General features: G+C 40.2%; 21 protein-coding genes and 4 pseudogenes. 4 read left to right on the top strand and 21 right to left on the bottom strand.

Annotated features, from left to right (window positions below; all coding sequences use genetic code 11):
* Positions 1–12: 12 nt before the first annotated feature.
* The 21 genes and pseudogenes from lon to ACZ42F_RS00210 all read right to left on the bottom strand — a co-directional run bounded on the left by lon (position 13) and on the right by ACZ42F_RS00210 (position 18,641).
* A pseudogene (lon, locus tag ACZ42F_RS00110) lies at positions 13–2,434 on the bottom strand (endopeptidase La).
* 20 nt (positions 2,435–2,454) lie between these two features.
* Positions 2,455–2,730, bottom strand: coding sequence for an acylphosphatase (locus ACZ42F_RS00115; protein WP_029969206.1), 276 nt, complete (start codon positions 2,728–2,730; stop codon positions 2,455–2,457).
* A 15-nt stretch (positions 2,731–2,745) separates the two neighbouring features.
* Positions 2,746–3,429 (bottom strand): RadC family protein, encoded by a 684-nt coding sequence (gene radC, locus ACZ42F_RS00120; protein ID WP_464279291.1) that lies wholly within the window; start codon positions 3,427–3,429, stop codon positions 2,746–2,748.
* 79 nt (positions 3,430–3,508) lie between these two features.
* Positions 3,509–4,459: a DNA polymerase III subunit delta gene (gene holA / locus ACZ42F_RS00125; protein WP_464279292.1), complete on the bottom strand. Its 951-nt coding sequence runs from the start codon at positions 4,457–4,459 to the stop codon at positions 3,509–3,511.
* 51 nt (positions 4,460–4,510) lie between these two features.
* The gene (locus ACZ42F_RS00130) at positions 4,511–4,948 is read right to left on the bottom strand and encodes a hypothetical protein (RefSeq protein ID WP_464279293.1); all 438 of its coding nucleotides are present in this window, start codon (positions 4,946–4,948) and stop codon (positions 4,511–4,513) included.
* Positions 4,948–7,442: pseudogene (leuS, locus tag ACZ42F_RS00135) on the bottom strand (leucine--tRNA ligase). Before leuS ends, ACZ42F_RS00130 begins: the two are co-directional and overlap by 1 nt.
* Positions 7,443–7,455: 13 nt before the next feature.
* Positions 7,456–7,938: a hypothetical protein gene (locus tag ACZ42F_RS00140; protein WP_464279294.1), complete on the bottom strand. Its 483-nt coding sequence runs from the start codon at positions 7,936–7,938 to the stop codon at positions 7,456–7,458.
* Positions 7,913–8,370: pseudogene (nusB, locus tag ACZ42F_RS00145) on the bottom strand (transcription antitermination factor NusB). Before nusB ends, ACZ42F_RS00140 begins: the two are co-directional and overlap by 26 nt.
* A gap of 20 nt (positions 8,371–8,390) precedes the next feature.
* The gene (ribH, locus tag ACZ42F_RS00150; protein ID WP_029969228.1) at positions 8,391–8,861 is read right to left on the bottom strand and encodes a 6,7-dimethyl-8-ribityllumazine synthase; all 471 of its coding nucleotides are present in this window, start codon (positions 8,859–8,861) and stop codon (positions 8,391–8,393) included.
* Position 8,862: 1 nt separating this feature from the next.
* A complete protein-coding gene (locus tag ACZ42F_RS00155; RefSeq protein WP_464279295.1) occupies positions 8,863–10,083 on the bottom strand; it encodes a bifunctional 3,4-dihydroxy-2-butanone-4-phosphate synthase/GTP cyclohydrolase II in 1,221 nt (406 codons plus the stop codon).
* 24 nt (positions 10,084–10,107) lie between these two features.
* Positions 10,108–10,761 (bottom strand): riboflavin synthase, encoded by a 654-nt coding sequence (locus tag ACZ42F_RS00160; protein ID WP_464279296.1) that lies wholly within the window; start codon positions 10,759–10,761, stop codon positions 10,108–10,110.
* 2 nt (positions 10,762–10,763) lie between these two features.
* Complete coding sequence (ribD, locus tag ACZ42F_RS00165) at positions 10,764–11,843, bottom strand: bifunctional diaminohydroxyphosphoribosylaminopyrimidine deaminase/5-amino-6-(5-phosphoribosylamino)uracil reductase RibD (RefSeq protein WP_464279297.1); 1,080 nt, start codon at positions 11,841–11,843, stop codon at positions 10,764–10,766.
* Positions 11,844–11,865: 22 nt separating this feature from the next.
* Complete coding sequence (locus ACZ42F_RS00170; RefSeq protein ID WP_029969237.1) at positions 11,866–12,321, bottom strand: deoxycytidylate deaminase; 456 nt, start codon at positions 12,319–12,321, stop codon at positions 11,866–11,868.
* Positions 12,322–12,323: 2 nt separating this feature from the next.
* Positions 12,324–13,568: a serine hydroxymethyltransferase gene (gene glyA / locus ACZ42F_RS00175; protein WP_464279298.1), complete on the bottom strand. Its 1,245-nt coding sequence runs from the start codon at positions 13,566–13,568 to the stop codon at positions 12,324–12,326.
* A gap of 18 nt (positions 13,569–13,586) precedes the next feature.
* On the bottom strand, positions 13,587–14,825 hold the full coding sequence (gene fabF / locus ACZ42F_RS00180) for a beta-ketoacyl-ACP synthase II (RefSeq protein ID WP_464279299.1): 1,239 nt from the start codon (positions 14,823–14,825) through the stop codon (positions 13,587–13,589).
* A 48-nt stretch (positions 14,826–14,873) separates the two neighbouring features.
* Complete coding sequence (gene acpP / locus ACZ42F_RS00185; RefSeq protein ID WP_464279300.1) at positions 14,874–15,104, bottom strand: acyl carrier protein; 231 nt, start codon at positions 15,102–15,104, stop codon at positions 14,874–14,876.
* A gap of 30 nt (positions 15,105–15,134) precedes the next feature.
* Positions 15,135–15,868: pseudogene (fabG, locus tag ACZ42F_RS00190) on the bottom strand (3-oxoacyl-[acyl-carrier-protein] reductase).
* Between the two features lie 20 nt (positions 15,869–15,888).
* Positions 15,889–16,866 (bottom strand): beta-ketoacyl-ACP synthase III, encoded by a 978-nt coding sequence (locus tag ACZ42F_RS00195; RefSeq protein ID WP_464279301.1) that lies wholly within the window; start codon positions 16,864–16,866, stop codon positions 15,889–15,891.
* A 2-nt stretch (positions 16,867–16,868) separates the two neighbouring features.
* Entirely contained in the window at positions 16,869–17,927 is a 1,059-nt protein-coding gene (plsX, locus tag ACZ42F_RS00200) for a phosphate acyltransferase PlsX (RefSeq protein WP_464279302.1), read from the bottom strand.
* The gene (gene rpmF, locus ACZ42F_RS00205) at positions 17,920–18,102 is read right to left on the bottom strand and encodes a 50S ribosomal protein L32 (protein WP_464279303.1); all 183 of its coding nucleotides are present in this window, start codon (positions 18,100–18,102) and stop codon (positions 17,920–17,922) included. The genes plsX and rpmF overlap by 8 nt, the downstream gene beginning before the upstream one ends.
* Before the next feature lie 11 nt (positions 18,103–18,113).
* The gene (locus tag ACZ42F_RS00210) at positions 18,114–18,641 is read right to left on the bottom strand and encodes a YceD family protein (protein WP_464279304.1); all 528 of its coding nucleotides are present in this window, start codon (positions 18,639–18,641) and stop codon (positions 18,114–18,116) included.
* A 150-nt stretch (positions 18,642–18,791) separates the two neighbouring features.
* Here ACZ42F_RS00210 and rpmB point away from each other — a divergent pair, with 150 nt between their 5' ends.
* The 4 genes from rpmB (at position 18,792) to ACZ42F_RS00230 (ending at position 24,477) form a co-directional block, all read left to right on the top strand.
* Positions 18,792–18,989: a 50S ribosomal protein L28 gene (rpmB, locus tag ACZ42F_RS00215; protein ID WP_464279305.1), complete on the top strand. Its 198-nt coding sequence runs from the start codon at positions 18,792–18,794 to the stop codon at positions 18,987–18,989.
* Between the two features lie 632 nt (positions 18,990–19,621).
* Positions 19,622–20,179, top strand: a complete 558-nt coding sequence (locus ACZ42F_RS00220; RefSeq protein WP_464280274.1) for a TetR/AcrR family transcriptional regulator — start codon at positions 19,622–19,624, stop codon at positions 20,177–20,179.
* A gap of 8 nt (positions 20,180–20,187) precedes the next feature.
* The gene (locus ACZ42F_RS00225) at positions 20,188–21,315 is read left to right on the top strand and encodes an efflux RND transporter periplasmic adaptor subunit (RefSeq protein WP_464279306.1); all 1,128 of its coding nucleotides are present in this window, start codon (positions 20,188–20,190) and stop codon (positions 21,313–21,315) included.
* Positions 21,316–21,342: 27 nt separating this feature from the next.
* Positions 21,343–24,477 carry an efflux RND transporter permease subunit gene (locus ACZ42F_RS00230; RefSeq protein WP_464279307.1) on the top strand — a complete coding sequence of 1,045 codons (3,135 nt, stop codon included), beginning with the start codon at positions 21,343–21,345 and terminating at the stop codon, positions 24,475–24,477.
* The last annotated feature ends 4 nt before the right edge of the window (positions 24,478–24,481 follow it).

Here is a 24,481-nt window from a genome sequence, read left to right on the forward strand (position 1 = left end):
GGGGGCTTTGGTTTATTTTAAGCCCAGAATTGTCCAGAGTTCATCTACGTGCTCTACGCTTTTTATTTTAATCTTTTTCCTTAGTTCTTTGGGGATTTCTTCCAGGTCCTTTAGGTTTTTCTTGGGAATAATCACTTGTTTTAAACCATAGGTCACAGCAGCCAGGATTTTTTCCTTGATGCCACCCACAGGCAGGACCCTACCTCGTAAGGTAATTTCTCCGGTCATGGCTGTATCTCCAGGAAGGCTTTTGCCACTTAAGCTGGAAACCAGGGCTGCACAGATGGTAATGCCTGCTGAGGGTCCATCCTTGGGTGTGGCTCCTGCTGGGACATGGATGTGTAGGTCATTTTTTTCTATAAAATCAGGTTCCAGGCCAAATTCCTTGGCTCTGGACCTGGCATAGCTTAGGGCAGCCTGAGCACTTTCCTTCATTACCTCCCCCAGTTGACCTGTTAGCAGTAATTTCCCTTTACCAGGCAAAACACTTACTTCAATGTTTAGCACTTCTCCGCCAAAGGGAGTCCAGGCCAGGCCCAGGGCAATACCTGGAGGTAAGTTGCTTTCCTTTTCTTCACTTAAGTATTTAGGAGCTCCAAGATATTTATGGAGATTTTGAGTAGTTATCCTAAAGGGACCCTTTTGGCCTTCAGCTATTTTACGCGCAACTTTGCGACAAATAGTTCCTAATTCTCTTTCCAGGTTTCTTAAGCCAGCTTCTCTGGTGTACTCTCGAATTGCTTTCAGCAAGGTGGAAGCACTAATTTGAATCTGCTCGGGTTTTAAACCGTTTTCTTTAATTTGCCTGGGCAAAAGGTATTGTTGGGCTATTTTGACCTTTTCCTGTTCAGTATAACCTGGAATTCTAATTACTTCCATTCTGTCCAGCAGAGCTGGCGGAATAGTGTCCAGCATATTGGCTGTACAGATAAACATGACCTTGGAGAGGTCAAAGGGCACATTTAAGTAGTGGTCAGTAAAGGAGTTGTTTTGTTCTGGGTCCAGTACTTCCAGAAGAGCAGAAGAAGGGTCTCCTCTAAAGTCAGTGCCCACTTTATCGATTTCGTCCAGCATAAATACAGGGTTTTTGGTCCCGGCTTCTTTTATGCCTTGAATAATTCTACCTGGCATGGAACCAATATAAGTCCTTCTATGCCCGCGAATTTCTGCTTCGTCTTTCATGCCACCTAAAGACATGCGCACAAATTTGCGGTTTAAGGCCCTGGCAATGGACCTGCCCAAAGAGGTTTTTCCCACGCCAGGAGGACCTACAAAACAGAGAATAGGCCCTTTCATTTGAGGGTTTAATTTGCGTACACTTAAATATTCCAGAATTCTTTCTTTTACTTTTTCCAGGTCGTAGTGGTCTTCATTTAAAATCTTTTCTGCTTCTTTTATATCTAAACGGTCTTTACTGACCTTTTTCCAGGGCAGTTCAGCTAGCCAGTCCAGGTAGGTGCGAATAACTGTTGCTTCTGAAGAATCTGGGTGCATACTTTCTAAGCGACGGAGTTGTTTTTCAGCCTCTTTCATTATTTTAGTAGGAAGTCCTGCTTTTTTTAAGGCCTTTCTAAGTTCTTCCAGTTCTTCTTGTTCATCTGCTCCTTCACCCAGTTCTCTTTTGATGGCTTTTAATTGTTCACGCAAAAAGAACTCACGCTGGGCTTTGTCCATTCCTTCTCTGGCCATGTTTTGAATTTTGGCCTGCATGGTGGCTACTTCCACTTCTTTGGCCAGCTTTTCATTGACCAGTTTTAATCTTTCCACAGGGTCTTCACATTCCAGGATTTTTTGAGCTTCTTCTGGCTTCATGCGCAGGTTGGAAGCAATTAGGTCCGCCAGTCTTCCTGGCTCATCCACGCTGTTTAAAACAGCCATGATTTCAGCAGCATCTATTCCCTTTAAGCTGAGAATCTTTTCGCTTTGTTCCCTGGCTGCCCGAACCAGAGCTTCCACTTCTGGTCCGTATTCAGTGATGTCTTTTTCTTCTATAAGATCTACTTTTACTTCATAAAAGGGATCTTCTCGCACTACTTCCTTTATCCTGGCTCGTTGAATCCCCTGGATAAGTACTTTGAGGCGGCCATCTGGCATTTTAAGCATACGCATAATCATGGCCACTGTGCCTGTATGGTAAATATCGTCTATGGTAGGCTCATCTGACTTTTTCATCTTTTTGGGCACAAATCAAAATATAACGATCTTTATTTAGAGCTGCATCCACAGCTTGAACACTTTTTTCCCTACCCACAAAAAGGGGTAAAATCATGTAGTTAAAAATGGTAATGTCCCTTACTGGCAGCAAGGGAAGGGTGTCTGGTATATCTAAACTTCCCTCCTGGAAGAGAGAAGAACCTTTGGCAGTTTCTTTAGTATCCTGGCTTTCTTCTGTTTTTTGTTCTTCTTGCTCAGTATGAATCTTTTCATCACTCATAGGCTAAAATATCCTCCTTTTTATCCTCTTATTTCAAATTTGTCATAAGTTTTATCGTAATCTTCTAAATACTTACACTCCACATGCTCCACTCTACTTAAAGGTGAACCAACCAGGAGTCTTTTTTTTAGTTCTTCTAAATCCTTTTCCTCACCCTGGGCTAAAACTTCTACTTTGCCGTCAGCTAGATTCCTTACCCATCCCTTTATATTTAGGCTTGTGGCTTGATCATGAGTCCAAGCCCTGAACCATACGCCCTGAACCTTTCCACTTACTAAACATTGCATGGTCTTCATTTTTCCCTCCTTGGGTTAAAAGCCTTGTTCCTTTAGACTCTGATATCCCTGTTTACCTATGATTAGGTGGTCTAAAAAAGACACCTCTAAATTTTTACAAGCTTCCTCAATTTTTCTAGTGATTTCCAGGTCAGCTAGAGAAGGAGTAGGCTCTCCACTGGGATGATTGTGTGCCAGGATAAAGGCCTTGGCTTGATTTAAGAGCACCTGTTCTAATATTTCCCGCACATAAATGGGCGAAGAATCCAGAGTGCCCTGGCTCAGGCGGGACATTTTTATTAACTGATGCTTGTTATCCAGCATAACCAGCCACACCTCTTCTTTGCTTAAGGGAATTAGTTTGGGAGCCAGTAAGTTATAAACATCTTGAGGTGAGGTTATCTTTTGTTTTGTCTTTTGAAACTCTTGCACACTGGCTCTGCTCAAAAACTCCCTTAAAGCTAGCCAAAAAGTTGAAATTCCTGGCCCCACTCCCTCTATATTTTCCAACTCCTTTTCTTTGGCAAAGAGCAGTTGTTTAAAATTTTTAAACTTGGCTAATAAAGTTTTAGCCAAGGGCTTGGTATCCTTGCGCGGCAGGGCATAACCTAACAGGAGTTCCAGCACCTCGTAGTCAGCCAAAGCTTCAGGGTTTTCGCGGAGTTTCTTTTTTAATCTTTGCCTATGGCCAAGATAATGAGGTTTATTTTTATTAGGCATTAAATCCCCCCTGGGCAAGAGGTTTGGAAAAAATTTATTTATTTTTGCTTGTCTTTAAAGAGAAATCAAGGCCAGGCACTTAGAAGAGTCTGGATAAAGAGAGTAGTAAGTAGTCAAAGGTTTCTTCTGGAGAACTTTCTCCACTTTTTATTTTAAATTCGCAAATAAGAACTAGGTCTAAGAGGGCAGCTATTCTGGATACACCTAATTTTTGGGCCAGAAATTTTTTCTTTTGCTTGATAAAAACTGGCATATTTACTTCATTATCTTGATTGTAATAAAGTAACCACAGGACTTTGGCTTCCCTTCTTAAAAGGCCAAGCAAGGGAAAAATTAGTTCTTTGGCCTTTGTTTGTTCTTGTAAATTTCTCCACAGGTTGGGGTAGTCTTTATTTAAAAGGGAGTTAAAGAGTTGATAGACATCTTCTTCTGAAAAGGTATTTAATAAACTAAAATCTTTTTCCTGGATTTTTTGCTCACTGATTAGGATAATTTTTTCCAGTTCTTGCATTAGAGCCTTTGTATCATCTGGAAGCAGGGGCAGGAGCTGGTTGAGCAGAGGAGGAGAAATTTCCTTTTGAGCAGCCTTTATTTTTTCCAGAATAAAAGCCCTTTTTTGGTTCTCTTTTAGTTCAGGAGCAGCAAAAATCCATTTTTGTTTTTTGGCCAGTTGATAGACAGGATGTTTATTAAACCAGCTGGGGATAGGAGGAAGCTTTTTTTTATTCCAGCTAGCTTCAAAGCAAAAAATAGAAAAGGTAGAACTGCGTTTACTTAAAAGATATTTCTTAGCTTCTTGCCAGAAAGAAACTTCCAGGTTTTCCGCTTTTCTGACCCAAATGATTTGACCCGGACCAAATAAGGAAGAAGAGGTAAAGGTACTCCAAAAGTTTTCCTCTAACTCTTCTGCCCAGAAGACTTTTTTCTTCCAATTAGTTAGGTTAAAAGTTTCTAAAATTTTTTGGACTTCTTCTTGAATTAGACCTATGTCTGGAGAAAAGCAGAGATAAAAATTGGGTCTAGAAGTCATTATTTCCCAGTTGATTTAAGCTTAAGCGCAGAGCTTCCTCTAGAGCCTTTTCTATGGCTTCTTTTTTTCTCCTTCAGAAGTATAACTTTGCGCATAACTAACTGGCCTGGTTTCTAAAATTTTTTCTCCTTGGGCATTGTTAAAAACCATTCTTAAACTAAGGTCAGCAGAGTATTTTAGAGTAGTATCATTTTCACCTTTGGTTTTTTCAGAGGTGGACAATCTGTCCAGGTAAATGGTTAAGAAAAGTTCTGCTTGGCTGGAATTGGTAAGAGTGGCAGAGCTTCTTTTACTTATTTCTTCAGCTAAAAAATTGCGCACATATCCTTCTATCCAGGTTTCCTGGGTAGGATTAACAACTTTTTTTAGGTTTAGCTTGCTTGCCTGGTTGGGAAAGGAAAGGGGTTGGCTATCAATAAAGTGATAGCCACACCCTCCCATTAAAAACAAGATGCTTAATAATAGTAGATTGCCTGCTTTTCTTAACATTACTTAACCACTATGTTGACCAGTTTTTTGGGCACTACAATGGTCTTAACCACTGTTTTTCCTGCAATGTGTCTTTGCACATTTTCTTCTTGTAAAGCCAGGGTTTTAATTTCTTCTTCCGGGGTGTTAGCAGGTATTTCCAGTTTGCCCCTTAGCTTTCCATTTACCTGAACCACTATAACCAGATTGTCTTGAACCAGAGCTTCTTTTAGGGGCTCAGGCCACCTGGATTCAGCCAGGGTGGTGGTATAGCCTATTTCCTGCCATAATTCCTCACAGAGGTGAGGCACAATGGGATAAAGCAGGGTAAGTACAGTGCTAATACTGGAAGAGAGTAAAAGCTTACCTTGTTCTGAATCCTTTAACTTATCCTTGCTTAAATACAAAAGGTTTACCAGTTCCATAATGGCAGCAATGGCTGTATTGAATTGGAACTTGTTTTCCAAATCTTTGGTTACCTTTTCTATGGTGTAGTGTTCTTTGTACAAGAGTTCTTTGGCTTCAGAAGACAAACTTTCCCTATCCAGTTTATAGGCAGGACCCACAGGTTTAAGCACGGGTTTTAACTCTTGGACCAGGCGCCAGAGACGGTTTAAAAATCTAAAAGAGCCTTCAATACCCTGGTCACTCCATTCCATATCCTTTTCTGGTGGAGCAGCAAAGAGACAAAAGAGTCTAACTGTGTCTGCACCGTATTTTTGAATCATTTCATCCGGGTCCACTACATTGCCCTTGGATTTGGACATTTTGGCCCCATCTTTTAAGACCATTCCCTGGGTAAGGAGGTTGCTAAAGGGTTCGTCCAATTCCATAAAACCTAAATCCCTTAAAACCTTCACAAAAAAGCGGGAATAGAGCAGATGTAAAATGGCGTGTTCTACTCCACCAATGTACTGATCTACAGGGAGCCAGTATTTTAGGGCCCTGGGGTCAAAGGGTTTATCCTCTAATCTGGGCGCAGTATAGCGGGCAAAATACCAGGAAGACTCTACAAAGGTATCCATGGTATCTGTTTCTCTTCTGGCCTTTTGGCCACACCTGGGACAGGTGGTTTCCAGGAATTCCTTGCACTCAGGCAAAGGAGACTTGCCATCAGGCTTTGTCTTTACTTCCAGCGGCAGTACTACTGGAAGGTCTTCTTCTTTTACTGGCACAATTCCACAACTATCACAGTAAACTACAGGAATGGGAGCCCCCCAGTAGCGTTGTCTGGAGATGTTCCAGTCTCTTAAACGATAGTTTACAGTCTTTTGGCCCAAACCTTTTTGAGCCAGGTATTCTGTGATTTTGATTTTGGCTTCTTCATTAAAAAGCCCATCAAATTGGCCTGAGTTTACCAGGTATCCAGGGCCTGTATAGGCTTCTTTTAAAGTTTCTTCCTGGAGTTTCTCTCCTTCAGGCTGAATGACAATTTTTAGAGGTAAAGAGTACTTTTGGGCAAATTCAAAATCTCTCTGGTCATGCGCAGGTACAGCCATAACTGCACCTGTTCCATATTCTACCAAAACAAAATTAGCCACATATATGGGCATTTTCTGGCCAGTTACAGGATTTAAGCAATAACGACCAGTAAATACGCCTTCTTTTCCAGGTCTTCAGAAGTTCTTTTTATTTTATCCAGGGCCTTGGTTTTCTGGATAAATTCTTCTACTGCCTGCTTGTTTGGGCTGTTGGCAATCAATTCTTCTACCAGGGGGTGTTCTGGAGCAAGGCTCATAAAAGTAGCTCCAAAGAGGGTATCTGGCCTGGTGGTAAAAACTTTTATTTTTTTCTCTGAACCTTCAAGGGCAAATTCTATTTCTGCACCTTCACTCTTTCCAATCCAGTTTCTTTGCATAATGAGAACCTTTTCTGGCCAACCACCCTGCAACTTTTCCAGGTCCTTTAAAAGTTCTTCAGCATAGTCTGTAATACGCAGGAACCATTGCTCCAATTCCTTTTGTTCTACCACTGAGCTACAGCGCCAGCAAAGTCCCTCTTCTACCTGTTCGTTGGCCAGGACTGTATTACACTTTGGGCACCAATTTACAGGGGATTTTTTGCGATAGGCCAACCCCTTTTCCAATAACTTTAAAAAGAAGAGTTGTTCCCAGCGATAGTATTTGGGATGACAGGTAGCTATTTCCCTGTCCCAATCATAGGAATAACCTAGTCTTTTAAGTTCTTTTTTCATGTAAGCTATATTTTCATAGGTCCATTTGGCTGGATGAGTATTGTGCTTGATAGCGGCATTTTCAGCAGGTAGTCCAAAGGCATCCCAGCCCATAGGATGAAGGACATTAAACCCTTGCATTTTCTTGACTCTGGCTACCACATCACCAATGGAATAGTTTCGTACATGTCCCATATGAATGCGGCCAGAAGGATAGGGAAACATTTCCAGCACATAATACTTGGGCTTAGAATTATCTTCTTGAGTTTTAAATAGTTTTTTCTCTTCCCAAATCTTTTGCCACTTGAGCTCTATTTCTTGAGGATTGTACTCTTTTTTCATGTTTCTCTCCTCTCTAACTGTTTTGCACCTTTAACTTCCAAAGGGGATAAATACTTCTTTTCTTTGTCTGTTTATTTTCCTGGGATTGGACAAGATTGTACTTGTTTTTGAAGCAGACATGGGTAAATTTTTTAGACCACTTTTTAAAGATATTTTGCAGGCAAAAATTTTTTACTTCAAAGTACAGGGTACCGTCCCAATTTTTAAAAAAAGGAAAAATAGTTTCTCCCCACTTTAAAAGAGAGTCTTCCAGCGATAAATTATATATGGGAACTAGGTAAGTTGGATTTAAGGCAATCTGGTTTGCCTTTAACCCTTTTAAAAGGGAATAAAAACTTTCACCAAAGTTATTTTCAGGGTTAAAGAAAAAATTTAGAGTTGTTAAGTTTTTATTTATTTCTAAAATACTTTCTACTTGAGTATGTTTTTTAAAATTAACCCACAGAGTGTTTGGAGGTAGTAAATTTAAATTATTTACTATTCCCAAGTTGACCATTGGTTATATCCTTAGCAAGGGCATCCAGAATGCCGTTGACAAAGGTTTTGGAATTTATATCGCCATAGCCTTTGGCCAGTTCTATGGCCTCATTGATACTTACCTTAGGAGGAATATCAGGGCGAAAAATAAGTTCAAAGGTAGCCAGGCGCAAGATAGTAAGTTCTATTTTGGCAATTCTATTTATTTTCCAGTTGCGGGAATATTTTTCAATATAACTGTCAAGTTCGCTTTTTTTTCTTCTACTCCCTCAATGAGTTCCCAGGCAAAAGGAGCTTGTTCTGGCGAGAAGTTTTCTTTTTTAGGGTCTGGAAAACAGGCAGCATTTTCCTTGAGCAAGTTGAGTTCTGTTTCTGAATTAAAGTTCAGGCTATAAAGCACTTGAAAGGCAAATTCCCGTTGCTTGCGGCGAGAGAGCTTCTGAATTTTCATAGATGTAGATTCCCTTTGACCTAGATTTGTTCCAGCACTCTGATGGTTTCCAGGAGGGCTTGGGCAGCTTCAGCTCCTTTATTTCCTGCTTTACTTCCTGCTCGCTCTATGGCTTGTTCCAGAGTATCAGTGGTGAGTACGCCAAATCCTACGGGAACTTCTGTCTCCAGGCTGACCAGGGCAATACCTTTGCTGGCTTCAGCAGCCACATAATCAAAATGGGGGGTAGCTCCTCTAATAATGGCTCCCAGGCAGATGATACCTGCATATTTCTGGCTTTTGGCCAGTTTTTTGGCCACTAGAGGAAGTTCAAAGGCACCTGGCACTCGAACTAGAGTGATATTGTCCTTGTTTAAACCATGTCGTACCAGATAGTCCACAGCACCAGCAATGAGTTTGTCCACAATAAAATCATTAAATCTGCTGGCTACAATGGCAATGGAAAGGTCCTGGGCATTTAGTTGCCCTTCAATGGTTTTTAGGTGTAACATTTTACTTATCCCCTTTATCTTGAATGTTGTTTAAAATGTGTCCCATTTTATCTCTTTTGGTTTTTAGATAACAGTAGTTTTCTTCACAGGCTGGAATTTCTATGGGTACTCGTTCTACCACCTGTAAACCATAGCCTTCCAGGCCTACGATTTTTTTGGGATTGTTGGTCATAAGACGCATTTTACTGATTCCCAGATTAACCAAGATTTGAGCTCCTATACCATAATCTCTAAGGTCTGGAGGAAAGCCCAGGGCTAAATTGGCTTCTACCGTATCTTTGCCCTGGTCTTGCAGTTTGTAGGCTTTTATCTTGTTGGCCAGGCCAATACCTCTTCCTTCCTGGCGCATATAGAGGATAACGCCCTTGCCTTCTTTTTCAATCATTTGCATGGCAGTTTGGAGTTGTTTGCCGCAATCACAGCGTAAGGAACCAAAGACATCACCAGTTAAGCATTCACTGTGAACCCTGACCATTACTGGTTCGTCTTTTTCCCACTCACCTTTTACCAGAGCTATATGCGTTTGATTGTCCGTCTGGCTTTCAAAGGCAATGGCCTTGAAATTGCCGTAGGCAGTGGGCAAAAAGGCTTCTGCTTCTCGCTTGACCAGGGAATCAAAGCGCATGCGGTAGCGAATAAGGTCTTCAATGGTGCAAATTTTTAAATCATGTTCCTGGGCAAACTTTTCCAGATCCGGCATTCTGGCCATGGTGCCGTCGTCTTTCATAATTTCACAGATGACTGCTGCTGGCTTTAGACCAGCCAATCTGGCTAAATCTACACTGCCTTCGGTCTGTCCAGCTCTTTCCAGTACCCCGCCTTTTCTGGCCCTTAAGGGGAAAATGTGTCCTGGGGTAACAATATCATCCGGGGTTACATTGTCTTTTACTGCCGTTAAAATGGTGGTAGCTCTGTCTTGAGCAGAAATGCCAGTAGTTACTCCTTCTTTGGCTTCAATGGATACAGTAAAGGCCGTGCCAAACTTGGAACGACCGCGTTGGGGTTGTAGGGGAAGTCCCAATTTGTCCACCCATTCTGGCGCCAGGGCCAGGCAGATAAGTCCCCGTCCGTGCTTGGCCATAAAGTTGATTATTTCAGGAGTTACTTTTTCAGCAGCAATGGTTAAGTCCCCTTCATTTTCTCTATCTTCGTCATCTACCAAGATGATCATTTTGCCTTGTTTAATGTCTTCAATGGCTTCTTCAATAGTACACTTGGGCATTTTTTAACCTCTTTTTTTGATTTTTTAAAAACCGTGTTCTCGCAAAAAGTCGAGAGTTAATTTGCTTTGAGATTTATTTTCAGAAGTGTTTTCCTTTTTGTCCAAAAAACTTTTGACATATTTGCCTATGATGTCTGTTTCCAAATTAACCACAGTACCCTTTTTCCAGGTGCTTATGGTGGTTTCTTTTTGAGTGGCAGGGATGATGTTTACCTCAAGAAAACCCGGACCACAAGTATTTACTGTCAGGCTAATCCCATCCAGGGCCACTGAACCTTTGGAAATAATATAAGGGGAAAATTCTTCTGGATAGGAGAGTCTAAAAATTTTTGATTCTCCTGCAGGGGTAATTTCTTCTACCCGGGCCAGGCAATCCACATGTCCTGTTACCAGGTGTCCACCCAGTCTAGAGGATAAGGTAAGGGCCCTTTCCAGATTGACCTTATCTCCAGTTTTTAAAAATTGGAGATTGGTTTTTCCAAGGGTTTCCAGGGAAGCATAGGCTGTAAAGGAAGTATTAGAAAAATTTTCCACTGTAAGACAGACACCATTTACAGCAATACTTTCTCCCTGCACAAAGTTTTTTATTTTGTTGGTTTTAATGCTAAAACGCTTTTCTTTGCTTAAGGGAGTTATGTTGAGAATTTCACCTATGTCTTCAATAATGCCAGTAAACATCTTTAAGGCTTTAAAATAAGTAAGAGATCTTCTCCACAAGAAGTGACTTTCTGGTAGCTTAAAGTGTAAGCTTCGTCTATGGTTTTTATGCTTCTTCCCCAAAAAGAAGAAATGGCCCCAGCATCTCCTAGAATTTTAGGAGCCAAAAAAAGCCAGATTTCATCAGCAAGCTGATATTCCAAAAATTTCTGGGCAATAAAGCCCCCGCCTTCCACCAGGACATAAAAAATATTGTTGTTCCAGAGCCAAGTAGCCATTGCCTTTAAATCCCAGGAATTGTTTTTAACAGGCAGGAAAACCACTTTACTGCCCAGTTCGCTTATCTTTTTTTGTAAACGCAAGTTTTCCTGGCTTTCCAGGGTAAAGAAAATGGTTTCCTCTGGTCTTTGCTGGAGGAGATAATAACTTGCTTCTGCAGGAAGTTTTCTGGTCAGAATAAGGGCTAAAGGTTGTTTTTTACTTTTTGCCTTGCGAACTGTGAGCTTGGGATTGTCCTGAACAAAAGTATTTCCTCCCACCAAGACTGCCTGTACTTTTTTGCGCAGCTGGTGGACTTTTGCCCGGGACTTTTCTGAACTAATCCAGTTGGAATGCCCTGTGGAAGTGGCAATTTTTCCATCTAAGGTAGAAGCTAACTTTAAATAAAAAAAAGGTCTTTTTTCTATTTTCCAGAGATAAAAATCCCTTATTAAATCTGTACACTGGGCTTGTAAAATCCCTGTTTCTACCTGCACTCCTTTGCTTTGCAAAAATCTGGCTCCCCCGCCTTCTACTTGAGGGTTGGGGTCCAGGGCCCCAACATAGACCTCTTTGATGCCAGCTTCTAAAATGGCTTTGGTGCAAGGTGGAGTTTTGCCAAAGTGATTGCAGGGTTCCAGAGTTACAAATAAAGCGCATTCTCTAGGGTCAATATTTTTTTTCCTAGCGTCCTTTAATACTTCCACTTCAGCATGGGGCAGACCATAGCCTCGATGATAGCCAGAGGCTACAACCTTTCCCTCTTTAACTAAAACAGCTCCCACACAAGGATTGGGAGCTGTTTTTCCTTTAGCTCGCTGGGCCAGGCTGATGGCTCTGGCCATAAATTTTTCTTTTCCTTTAAGTTCATAAAGTCAATTTTTGAAAGGTGATTTGAGCTTCTTTTAGCATCTCCTGGGCCAGATTATCTGGATAACCTTCTGCAAAGTAGATTTCCTTAATCCCACAGTTAATAAGCATCTTGGTGCAAATGAGGCAGGGCTGGGTTGTGCAGTAAATAGTAGCACCTTGTAAACTTACTCCATGCACAGCACATTGAATAATGACATTTTGTTCAGCGTGTAAGCCCCTGCAGAGCTCGTGCCTTTCTCCGGAAGGAATTTGTAGCTTTTCCCTTAAACAACCTATTTCCAGACAATGGGCAAGACCTGCTGGAGCGCCATTATAGCCTGTAGCCAGGATGCGTTTATCCTTTACTGCAATAGCACCTACCTTGCGGCGTAAACAGGTGGAGCGCTCTGCCACCAGTGTGGCTATTTGCATGTAATATTCTGGCCAAGAAAGGCGGTTATTTTTTTGCATAACTACCAGGCAAAAAGTGGGAACTGCAGGGCAAACCTTTCCACTTCTTTTTTGATTTGTTCCAGTCTGGTTTCATTATCTTTGGATTCCAAAGCAGCCACAATCCAGTTTACAATTTGGGGAATATGTTCTGGCTTTATTCCCCTGGTGGTAATGGCTGGAGTGCCCAGACGAATGCCTGAAGTAACAAAAGGAGACCTGGTTTCAAAGGGAATGGTGTTTTTGTTTACCGTAATTCCCGCCTTATCCAAAGCAGCTTCTGCTTCTTTGCCAGTAATATCTTTGTTGGTTAAATCTACCAGGAGCAGGTGGTTGTCTGTGCCATCAGAAACCAGTTTAAAACCTGCAGCCTGTAATTCCTGGGCCATTTTCTGGGCATTTTCAAGGACCAGTTGTTGATAGGCCTTAAATTCTTCCTTTAAAGCCTCTCCAAAGGCCACTGCCTTGGCAGCAATCACATGCATCAAGGGTCCACCTTGAATTCCCGGGAAAATTTGTGAATTTAAAGTTTTTCCATATTCTTCTGAGCTTAAAATCATCCCTCCCCTGGGACCTCTTAAGGTCTTGTGGGTGGTTGTGGTGGTAAAGTGGGCATGGGGAATGGGAGAAGGATGTAAATCTGTAGCCACCAATCCAGCAATGTGGGCCATATCTACCATAAGTTTGGCACCTACCTGGTCGGCTATGGCTCTAAAACGGGCAAAGTCAATGGTTCTGGGATAGGCACTGGCTCCAGCCACAATGAGTTTGGGTTGGTGTTCTTGGGCCAGTTTTTCTACCTGGTCGTAATCTATGGTTTGAGTTTCTTTGTTTACCCCGTAAAAGACCACCTTAAAAAGTTTGCCTGAAAAGTTTACCGGACTACCATGGGTTAAATGACCTCCATGGGAAAGGTCCATGCCTAAAATGGTATCTCCAGGTTGTAAGCAGGCAAAATAAACTCCCATGTTGGCCTGAGAGCCACTGTGAGGCTGAACATTGGCATATTCTGCTTTAAACAGTTCCTTGGCCCTGTCTCTGGCCAGGTCTTCAGCCATATCTACAAACTCGCAACCTCCATAATAGCGCTTTCCAGGATAACCTTCAGCGTACTTGTGGGTAAGTACACTGCTCATGGTCAGGCGCACTGCTGGAGAGGCAAAGTTTTCTGAGGCAATTAATTCCAATTTGCTTAATTGCCTTTTTTCTTCCAATTCAATGGCCTTTGCCAGCTGGGGATCGTGTTTAAACAAAAATTCTAAAAGCATTTTTGCTCCTTCAAAAGGTTAGGGGTGAAACTTGCGAAACAAAATACAGCCATTGGTTCCACCAAAACCAAAGGAATTGCACAGGGCAAACTCAATATCTTTTTCTACTTTCTGGTTAGCACAGTAGTTAAGATCGCATTCTGGGTCAGGATTATCTAAATTGATGGTAGGAGGAATCTGGCCATGATAAATACTTAGGACACTAAAGACACTCTCAATTCCGCCTGCAGCTCCCAGGGTGTGTCCAATCATGGATTTATTGGAAGTTATAAGCAAATCATAGGCATGAGAGCCAAAAACTTTTTTTATGGCCCTGGTTTCACAGATGTCATTTAATTTAGTGGAAGTGCCGTGCGCATTAATATGGTCTATTTCCCTGGGGTCTACCTGTGCTTCTTTTAAGGCCCTTTGCATAGCTAAAGCCATTCCTGTACCATTTTCTTCTGGGGCGGTCATGTGATAGGCATCAGAAGAAGCTCCAAAACCAACTACTTCTGCAAAAATGGTTGCTCCCCTTTCCAGGGCGCTTTCCAGACTTTCCAAGAGCAACAAGCCGCATCCTTCACCAATCACAAAGCCGTCTCTATCCCGATCAAAGGGACGGCTGGCCTTTTCTGGCTCTTCGTTTCTGGTAGAAAGGGCTTTCATGGCATTAAAACCAGATACAGCCATGGGAGTAATGGTAGATTCTACTCCCCCAGTGATAATTGCCTTTACTCTGCCCAGTTTTACTTCAGAAAAGGCATAGCCAATGGCATGTAAGCCAGAGGCACAGGCCGAGGTGGTTACCAGATTGGGTCCTTTGGCCTTGGCCATAATGGATATTTGACCCGCAGCCATGTTGGAGATGAGTTGAGGAATGTAAAAGGGAGAAACACGCTTAGGACCTTTTTCTTTGAGTTTAGTATGAAATTCTTCAATGGTCTCCAGCCCACCTAAACCGCAACCCAGCAATACTCCCAGATTTTCATTCAATTCTTCTTCAATGGGCCAGTTAGCTTGCTTTAAAAGCATTTTAGCAGCAGCTAAGGCATAATGACAGAATCTATCCAATCTTTTTATTTGTTTGGGATCTAAATAATCAGTTGGATCAAAATTTTTTATTTCTGCAGCTATCTTGGTATCAAATTCACTACAATCAAAGCGAGTGATGGGACCTACACCGTTTTTACCTGCCAAGAGGTTGTTCCAGCTAGTTTCTAAATCATTACCCAAAGGAGTAATTGCGGCCAGCCCAGTAACTACAACTCTTTGCATAGAATCCTCTTTTAAACCTAAGACAAGGGGGAAACTTCCCCCCTTATCTTATTTATTTTCTTGGATAAAATTAATGGCGTCTTGAACTGTTTTGATTTCTTGGGCCTTTTCATCATCAATTTCTACACCAAATTCGTCTTCCATAGCCATAATGAGTTCTGTTAGATCTAGGGAATCTGCCCCCAAGTCTTCTACGAACTTGGATTCAGGCTTTACTTGATCTAGAGATACACCCAATTGTTCAGCTACAATTTCCTTTACTTTTTCTTCTACAGACATGTTACCCTCCATAAGAATTTTCTTTTTTTATTATAAATACATCCCGCCATTAACCCCAATAACCTGTCCGGTGATATAGCCTGCTTTGGGAGAAGCTAAAAAGGCCACCACTTCAGCTATATCTTGGCTGGAGCCAAAGCGAGAAAGGGGAATCTTTTGTAAATAAAGCTCTTTTATCTCCTGGGGAAGTTCTTTGGTCATATCTGTTTCGATAAAACCTGGTGCCACTGCGTTTACTGTGATATTGCGAGAGGCTAGTTCCAGGGCAGCACTTTTGGTAAGACCAATAAGTCCAGCTTTAGAGGCTGCGTAGTTGGACTGGCCTGCATTTCCACTCTGGCCTACCACTGAAGTGATATTTATAATGCGGCCATAACGCTGCTTGACCATGATTTTAGCTGCTTGTTGTAGACAGACAAAAGCACCCGTGAGATTGACTTGCAGAACTTGTTCCCATTGTTCTTTTTTTAAACGCAGGATAAGCCCATCTCTGGTAATCCCTGCATTGTTAACCAGAACTTCCAGATTGACCTTTTTATTTATTTCCTCTTGAAAAAGGAAACTACATCTTCCCACTTACCTGTATCTAAAAGAAAACTTCTGGCTTTTCCGCCTTGGCTTTCAATAAGGTTAACCACTTTTTGGGCTAGTTCTGGTTTGCTTACATAAGTCAAAAATATTTGATACCCTTCTTTAGCCAGACGCAGGGCTATTTCTCTGCCAATACCTCTAGAACCGCCTGTAACCAGAGCTGTTTTTTCCATTATTTTCTCCTTGCCAACCCTTAAAAAGTAAGCAGGGCAGAACCCCAGGTAAAGCCTCCACCAAAGGCTACTAATAAAACTTTATCGCCGGATTTTATCCTTCCTTGTTCCCAGGCTTCGCTTAGGGCCAGAGGAATAGAAGCAGCAGAAGTATTACCGTAATCTTGTACATTTATAAAGACTTTGTCTACATCCAGGTCTAATTTTTTAGTTAACGCTTCAATAATTCTAATATTGGCCTGGTGAGGGATAAAAAGGCTTATGTCCTTAGAAGAAAGGTTTTCTTTAGCTAAAAGTTCCAGGCAGATGTCAGCCATGGAGCGTACAGCATACTTAAATACTTCCCGACCTTGCATTTCCACAAAATATTTTTCATCAATGGGCTCTCCCAGCTTGGGAGGATAAGCTGAACCTCCTCCTTTAATGGTGAGTAGATCTCCCAGGCTACCATCTGCCTGAATGAGAATATTTTTAACTTCAGCTTTTCCTGGTTCTGTACTTAAGATAACTGCGCCTCCAGCATCACCAAACAATACACAGGTGCTGCGGTCAGTAAAATTTACTCTGCTGGTTAAGGCTTCTGCAGCTACCACTAAAACTTTTGCCTTGGGGTTAGTTAAACACAGCCCTCTACCTACTTCCAGGGCATATAAAAAACCAGTGCAGGCCGCATTGATATCAAAGCAAGGAGTGGGAGCACAGCCAAGTTTTTTTTGTAAGTGGCTGGCCCCATTGGGAACATAGGTATCAGGAGTAAAAGTGGCTAGAACAATATGGGTAAGGTCTGTTGCTTGTAGCCCTGCATCTTCCAGGGCCTTTAGTGAAGCTTGATAGGCTAAATCAGAGCAGGTTTCCTTTTCTACTACATGTCTTTTTTTTATGCCTGTTCTGGTGGTTATCCATTCATCACTGGTATCCACCATTTGCTCCAGGTCTTGATTGGAAAGAATTTTAGGGGGTATATAATGCCCTATTCCTTGGATATAAATTTTTTTCATAACTAAACACTCTTGGCCTTTTGGTTGGTTAAAGCTTTTTTCCCTAGCAAGCTGATTTCTTGGTGCATGGCCAAACCTTCTTCCAGGTGCTCATTGGCTTTGTTTTTGACAAAAGAAGCTGCCATAAGCACGGCATTTTTAATGGCTTTGCTGTTGGAAGAGCCATGACAAACCAGGGCAATCTTTTTTAACCCCAGTAGAGGAGCTCCCCCATACTCAGCATAATCCAGCTTTCTGGCAAAATTTTTGAGAGATTTTTTAGCGAGCAAAAAACCTACCTTGGCCCAGAAACTCTTTTTTATTTCTTTTTTGAGTAAAGTTCCTAAGGATGAAGCCAATCCTTCCATGAGCTTGAGAGCAACATTACCTACAAATCCATCACAGACAATAATGTCCACATTACCTTTGAATATGTCTTTACCTTTTACATTACCCACAAAGTTCAAGAAGGAAAGCTTAAAAAGATTATAGGCTTCTTTGACTAAATTATTACCTTTTCCTTCTTCTTCTCCAATGGTAAGAAGGCCCAAAGTAGGCTTTTCTATTTTGAGCACATCTCTGGCAAAAATTTCAGCCATGAGTCCAAATTGAAGAAGGTGATGGGGCTTACAATCCACATTAGCCCCTACATCAATTAAAATCACGGGTTTTTTTTCCGAGGGCAGGATAGAGGCTAGAGCTGGGCGCTCAATCCCCTTTATTCTGCCTACTGTAAACATGCCGCAGGCCAGAGTTGCTCCAGAATTTCCAGCACTAATCACTCCATCAGCTATACCCTTCCTGGCCAGCATAAAGGCCTTTTGAATGGAGGAATTCTTTTTGCGCCGAAGAGCTTCTGAAGGTTTTTCCTCCATACCAACTACTTCTTCAGCATGCACGATTTCCACTTCTATTCCCTTAGTGGATTCTTGCGCAAGGATTGTCTTTATCCTTGCCTCATCTCCTACCAACAGAATTTTTAAGTTTTTAGACCGGGCAGCTTCTAGAGCTCCTGGAACAACTACTTCTGGCCCATGGTCTCCTCCCATGGCATCTACAGCTATACAGATTCTTCTACTCATTATCCTCTCTTCTCAAATACTGCCTATCTTTGTACTTCCCACAAGCAGGACAAACAGTATGGGGAAGAGTTGCCTCTCCACAGGAGCAATAAATAAAATTAGGTGCTTCTAAATGGTGATGAGAACGTCTCATTCCTTTTTTGGATTTGGAAGTTCTTTTTTTTGGATTTGCCATAATTTTACCCCTTATTTAGATTTTAATTTTAATTGTCTAAAAATACTTAATCTAGGATCTCCTGTTGTTTTTTCGCAATTACAGGAAGCCAGGTTTAAATTGGTCCCGCACTTAGGGCATAGACCTTTACACTCTTCCTGACAGAGTTTTTTATCTGGCAAAGACAGGAGAAATTGTTCCCAAATAAGTTGAAAAATATTTAATTCATAATGACTATCAATAAAACGTAAAAGACTTTCTCCCATATTTTCTGGTTCAGCAGGTTCTTTTTCTTCAAAAAACTCAAAATACTCTTTAAAGGAGATAATTGCTGGCTCTAAACATCTGTCACAGGCAAACTCAACTTTACCCTGAATTACTCCCTTTAGCCAGAAACCTTTTTTTTGTGGTAAAACGGTTAAATCTAGCTTAAGGGGAATAAGAATCTTAAATTTTAGATTAAACTCGGCAATAAACTCTTGCCAATTTTCATTTGTTTCAAATGAAAATTCCCGGCCCTCAGCCGGGACGTCTTTTAAACTGAGCCATCCTTCTAACATAAATAAAAATCCTTTTCTTGACTGAAACTAGACTTGTGTATAGTGCTAAGGTCTTTCTTGTCAAGAATTTAGGCTTGCCTTTTTTGATAAAGGGGGGTATAAATATTTTCTTCTGTGCGCTTAAGACGAATGAATTTGGGAGGTATAGATATGTCTAGACAGTGCGAAATTTGCGGTAAGTCTCCACTTGTGGGTAATCATGTGAGCCATGCTAATAACAAGAATAAGAGAAGGTTTTTGCCTAACTTACAAAAAGTCAGGGCTCAGCTTCCTAATGGAGAAGTAAGAAAAATTAAAGTGTGTACGCGTTGTATCCGTAGTGGAGCAGTAGTAAAACCTAGTTGCTAAGAGAGCTTTTTAGGGGAAGAGTTTTCTTCCCCTTTTTGGCTTTTCCCCTCAAAATTTTTCAGTAAAGCTTCTTTAAATTTTCTTTTCTCCTTTCTTCCTTGATATAAAAAGAGATAAAAGTTTATTTTCTACAAGGGAAAGCAAACTACTCCTGCTGGGATAGAAGCGTCCTTTGAGTTGCCTTGACTGTTTACAAAGTAGACAAAGTAAACAGAGCTACCTTTATTTTTTTTAATTTTGAACAGCTGTATGTACTTTTGTCCGACAATGGGAGCAAATTGATTGTAAACGAGTTACATAGCTTGTTGCCAGATTTTTTTCTCTTCTTTATTAAAAATACAGTGAAGTGTAGGCCTGATATTTTTTTAATTTTTCTAAAAAATCTGCATTATTTAGTGCTGCTATTTTGATTTCCTATTGAGTAGCTTCTTTTACTGCTTTCAAAAAAAATTCAGCTATTTCAGCTATTTCTTTTAAATATTCAGCAAGAATCAAACTGACAGATAAGACCTTTTTTCTCCCTGAAAAATAATTTGATTTGGACAAATTTTTAATGTAAGTGCTTACTATCATTTTTAGGGGCAAAGAAATATGGGGAAAAAGAGTGCAAGAGAGAGGTTAATTGAGGCTGCATTTTTCCTTTTTCTGAATATGGATATGCCAGGACAACAACCAAGGATATTGCAAAAAGGGCCTCAGTATCTGAGGTGACCCTATTTAGGATTTTTGGAACAAAGGAGGCTTTGTTTGAGGAGGTATTAAAAAGATATTCTGTAATTGTTAACCTAAAAGAAGTATTAAAAGAAGTTCATGGAAAAGATTTAAGGGAAGTTTTAATTATTACAGCAAGAAGATTTTATTTTGCACTCCTTGATAAAAAAAAGATGGTAAAGATAACCTTATCTGAAATTAACTTATATTCAGATAAGGTATTTGAAATATATAAAAGGATAAAAGATGAAATAGATGAGGGTTTAATTTCTATATTTAGAACGAAAAAAGATGAACTTTCTATAGATAAGAAGAATGAAAAATTAGTAGCTATGAGGTTTAGAGGAATGATTTTTGATTTATTTTTGTCCATGGAGATTTTTTCTGTTGAAAAGGTAGGTGAAAAAGATTTAGAAAATATATTTGAAAATTTTGTGGATATATTTTTAAACGGTATAATACGTAAAAAATATTTATAGGGGGAGCTATGAGAAGATATGGTATTTTTCTAATAGTCTTTTTTGTTCTTTTTATTGGATGCAAAGATAAAGAAAAGAGTAATGTAAGTCAAAAGATAAGACAGATACCTGTATCGTATATTGAAATTAAGGGAGAAAAGGTTGTTTTGTTAAAGGAGCTTCCAGGGAGGGTATCTTCTTATCAAACCGCAAAGATCATACCCCAGGTGAGTGGTATAATTTTAAAGAGGGTATTTAAAGAAGGAAGTTATGTAAAAAAAGACGATTTATTATATATAATTGATCCAGCAATATATAAAGCAAGGCTGGATCAGGCAGAGGCTTCTTTGAGAATTGCAGAAGCAAAATTGCCTTCACTGGAAAAAAAGGTAAAAAGATATAAAGAGCTTGTAAAAGTTAAATCAATAAGTGAAGAAGTTTATGATGATACTAAGGCTGCCTTAGATGCATTAAAGTCTGAGATTAAACTTTATAAGTCACAAATAAAACAGGCTAAGGTAAATCTGGAATATTGTTATATCAAAGCTCCCATAGATGGTATTATTGGAAGATCATATGTTACAGAAGGTGCAGTTGTAACACAATATCAGCCTAATCCACTGGCAGTTATACAACATTTTGATCCAGTTTATATAGATGCACCAATATCAGTGGAGGAACTGAGGCAAATAAGAAAAGAAAGAAAAAATAGCACTTTTAAATCTACTAAGAAGATGGACAAAGAGGTTGGAATATTTTTGGAAGATGGGACAAAATACAAACATTATGGAGTGTTGGAGTTTAATGAAGTTACTGTTGATGAGACAACCAGTTCTGTGATTTTGAGGATAAAGGTTTCAAATCCTGAAAAAGAATTATTGCCAGGAATGTTTGTGAAGGCAAAGATCGTAAAGGGAATAAAGGAAAATGGGATATTGATACCCCAGGAGAGCTTAAAATTTGATCCAAGGGGAAATCCTTATGTGTTTTTGCTGGATAATGAAAACAAGGTAGTTACAAGACCAGTAAAAATAGATAGGGCCATTGGGAATAAATGGCTTGTTATATCAGGTTTAAAGGAAAAAGATAGGTTAATTACAAAGGGATTTCAGTATATCAGGCCTGGTGTGAGCGTAGTTCCTCAATTAGAGCAATAGGTAAGGAAAATTTATCGGAGGATTTAGATGCTTTCTAGATTTTTTTTAAAAAGGCCAGTATTTGCATGGGTTATAGCTATAGCCATAATGAGTTTCGGTATCTTAGGAATAAAATTTTTGCCAATATCTCAATATCCAGAACTAGCTCCCCCTGTAATTTCTGTGGAAGCAACATACCCTGGGGCATCTGCAGAGACAGTGGAAAGTACTGTTACCCAGATTATAGAGCAGCAATTAACAGGTTTAGATGGGCTGTGGTATATAAATGGGAGGAGTAGCTCAGCTGGTGTGGCCAGGATTGAACTTACATTTGCCCCTGGCACAGATCCAGACATAGCATGGACTAAGGTTCAAAATAAGGTGCAACTTGCCACTGCTTCTTTGCCTGAGGTGGTGCAAAGACAGGGAGTTAGAGTAAGTAAATCCACTAGAAATTTTTTGTTAATAGCAGGTATAGTATCAAAGGACGGTTCCTATTCAGGAAATGATCTAAGAGACTATGCCAAATCAAATATAGAAAAGATCCTTGCCAGGACTCCAGGTGTGGGTGAGGTGCAGGTATTTGGAACAGAATATGCCATGAGAATATGGGTAAATCCGGAAAAATTGATAAAATATAATTTTACTTTAGAAGATGTTGTCCAGGCACTTAGAAGCTATAATGTTGAAGTCTCAGCAGGACAACTTGGAGGTGCTCCTGCAAAAAAAGGTCAAAAATTTAATGCCTCTATTATTGTCCAGCACTACCTAAAAACCCCAGGTGAATTTTTAAAAATACCCATTAGAATAAATAAAGACGGTTCAAGGGTTTTATTAAAAGATGTTGCCAGGGTTGAACTTGGCACTGAGTTTTATGATGTGTATGCCACATACAATGGAAAACCTGCAGCTTTTTTGGCTGTTAGAAAACAGGCTGGTGCAAATTCTTTGCAGGTTGCAGATACCATAAAGAACAAACTCAAAGAAATGCAACAGTATTTCCCAGAAGGGGTTGAGGTGGTGTACCCATATGACACAACCCCATTTACTAAAGTTGCAATTGAGGAAGTTGTACGCACATTATATGAGGCTATTATTCTGGTCTTTATTGTAATGTTCATATTTTTAGGAAGTTTTAGGGCTACTATTATCCCAACAATTGCAGTACCAGTGGTGGTGCTGGGTACCTTTGGCATAATATGGATACTTGGTTTTTCCATAAATATGTTGACAATGTTCGCAGTGGTACTTGCCATTGGTCTTCTGGTGGATGATGCAATTGTTGTTGTGGAAAATGTGGACAGGATAATGGAAGAAGAAGGCTTATCTCCCCTGGAGGCAACTGCAAAGTCCATGGATGAAATAACAGGTGCCTTAATTGGTATTGGGTTGGTATTGGCAGCAGTATTTTTGCCAATGGCATTTTTCCCTGGATCCACAGGAATAATTTACAGGCAATTTTCTGTAACAATTGCAGCTGCTATGCTTCTTTCTGTTTTAGTTGCCTTAATTTTAACTCCAGTTTTGTGTGCAACAATACTTAAACCTTCCAATTCGCAGAAATCAAATAAAGGATTTGTTCTATTTAGTCCATTTTTAAAGATTTTTAATAAGTTTTTAAAAAAGTTCAGGGATATTTATGTATCTTTAGTGGGTTATACCATTGCAAGAAGGACGAGATTCTTTTTGATATATCTTATTATAGTTGGAATAACAGGATATTTATTTATGAACATGAAAACAGGATATCTGCCCAATGAAGATCAGGGGATAGTTCTTATACAGGCAATTTTGCCCTCTGGTTCAACAATGGAGCAGACTCAAAAGGTTATGAAACGAATTGAAGAATATATAGAGAAAAATGAGAAACAGACAATAAATTCCATGGGCTCAGTAATAGGATATTCCTTTGGAGGCCAGGCCCAAAATGTGGCCCTTGGCTTTATTCATCTAAAAGATTGGGAGGAGAGAAGAAATAAATCTCAATCTGCACAGGCAGTGGCAATGCGTCTTATGAGGGAATTTTCTAAATACAATGATGCAATGGCATTTGCTTTTACGCCTCCACCAATCATTGAGCTGGGAAATGCAGTGGGGTTTGATTTTGAACTTTTGGATTATGGAGGAGTTGGATATGCCAAGCTACTGGAAGCAAGAAATCAACTTTTATATATGGCATTTAAAGATAAAAGGTTACAACGGGTAAGACCAAATGGAATGGATCCAGTGGTGCAATATAAGATTGATGTGGATTGGGAAAGGGCAGGGGCATTTAAGCTTCCAATTTCATCAATCAATTATAATCTTGCTGCTGCCTTTGGTGGGACCTATGTAAATGACTTTGTAAAAGGGGGCAGGGTGAAAAAGGTATATGCACAATTTGATGCGCCCTACAGGATGATGCCAGAAGATTTAACTAAAATATATGTGAGAAACCTGGAAGGAAAAATGGTCCCCTTTTCTGCATTTGCCAGAGGCAGGTGGATATACGGGGCACAACAACTTGAAAGATATAATGGTTTTTCTTCCATAAATATATGGGGTGAGCCAGCTCCTGGATACAGTACAGGTGATGCAATGAAGGCAATGGAAGAGCTGGCCAGGAGGCTTCCAAAAGAGATAGGCTATGCATGGACAGGCCTTTCATACCAGGAAAAGATGGCAACAAAACAAGGACCCTTAGTATATGGATTTGCTATCTTTGTAATCTTTCTGGTTCTAGCAGCCTTATATGAAAGCTGGCCCATTCCCATAGCAATCCTTTTAAGTATGCCCCTTGGGGTGATTGGAGGTATAATTGCCACAAATTTGAAAGGGTTTGACAATGACATCTATTTTCAGGTGGGACTCATTACAATACTTGGACTCACCACAAAGAATGCAATACTTATTGTACAATTTGCCAGAGAAAGGCTGGATGCAGGGCATGAGCTCTTGCAATCAGTTTTAGAGGCAGCAAGGGTTAGATTCAGGCCAATACTTATGACTTCATTTGCATTTGGATTTGGAGTATTGCCCTTAGCCCTATCCCATGGTGCAGGATCTGGGGCACAGAATGCAATAGGAATTGTTGTGGTGGGAGGTACAATTGCATCTACATTTTTGGCCACAATATTTATCCCAATGTTTTATATAATAATCTATAAATTGTTCGGGAAAAGAAGAAAAGAATTTAATATATAGGGTT

The organism is Desulfonauticus autotrophicus (assembly GCF_055381725.1).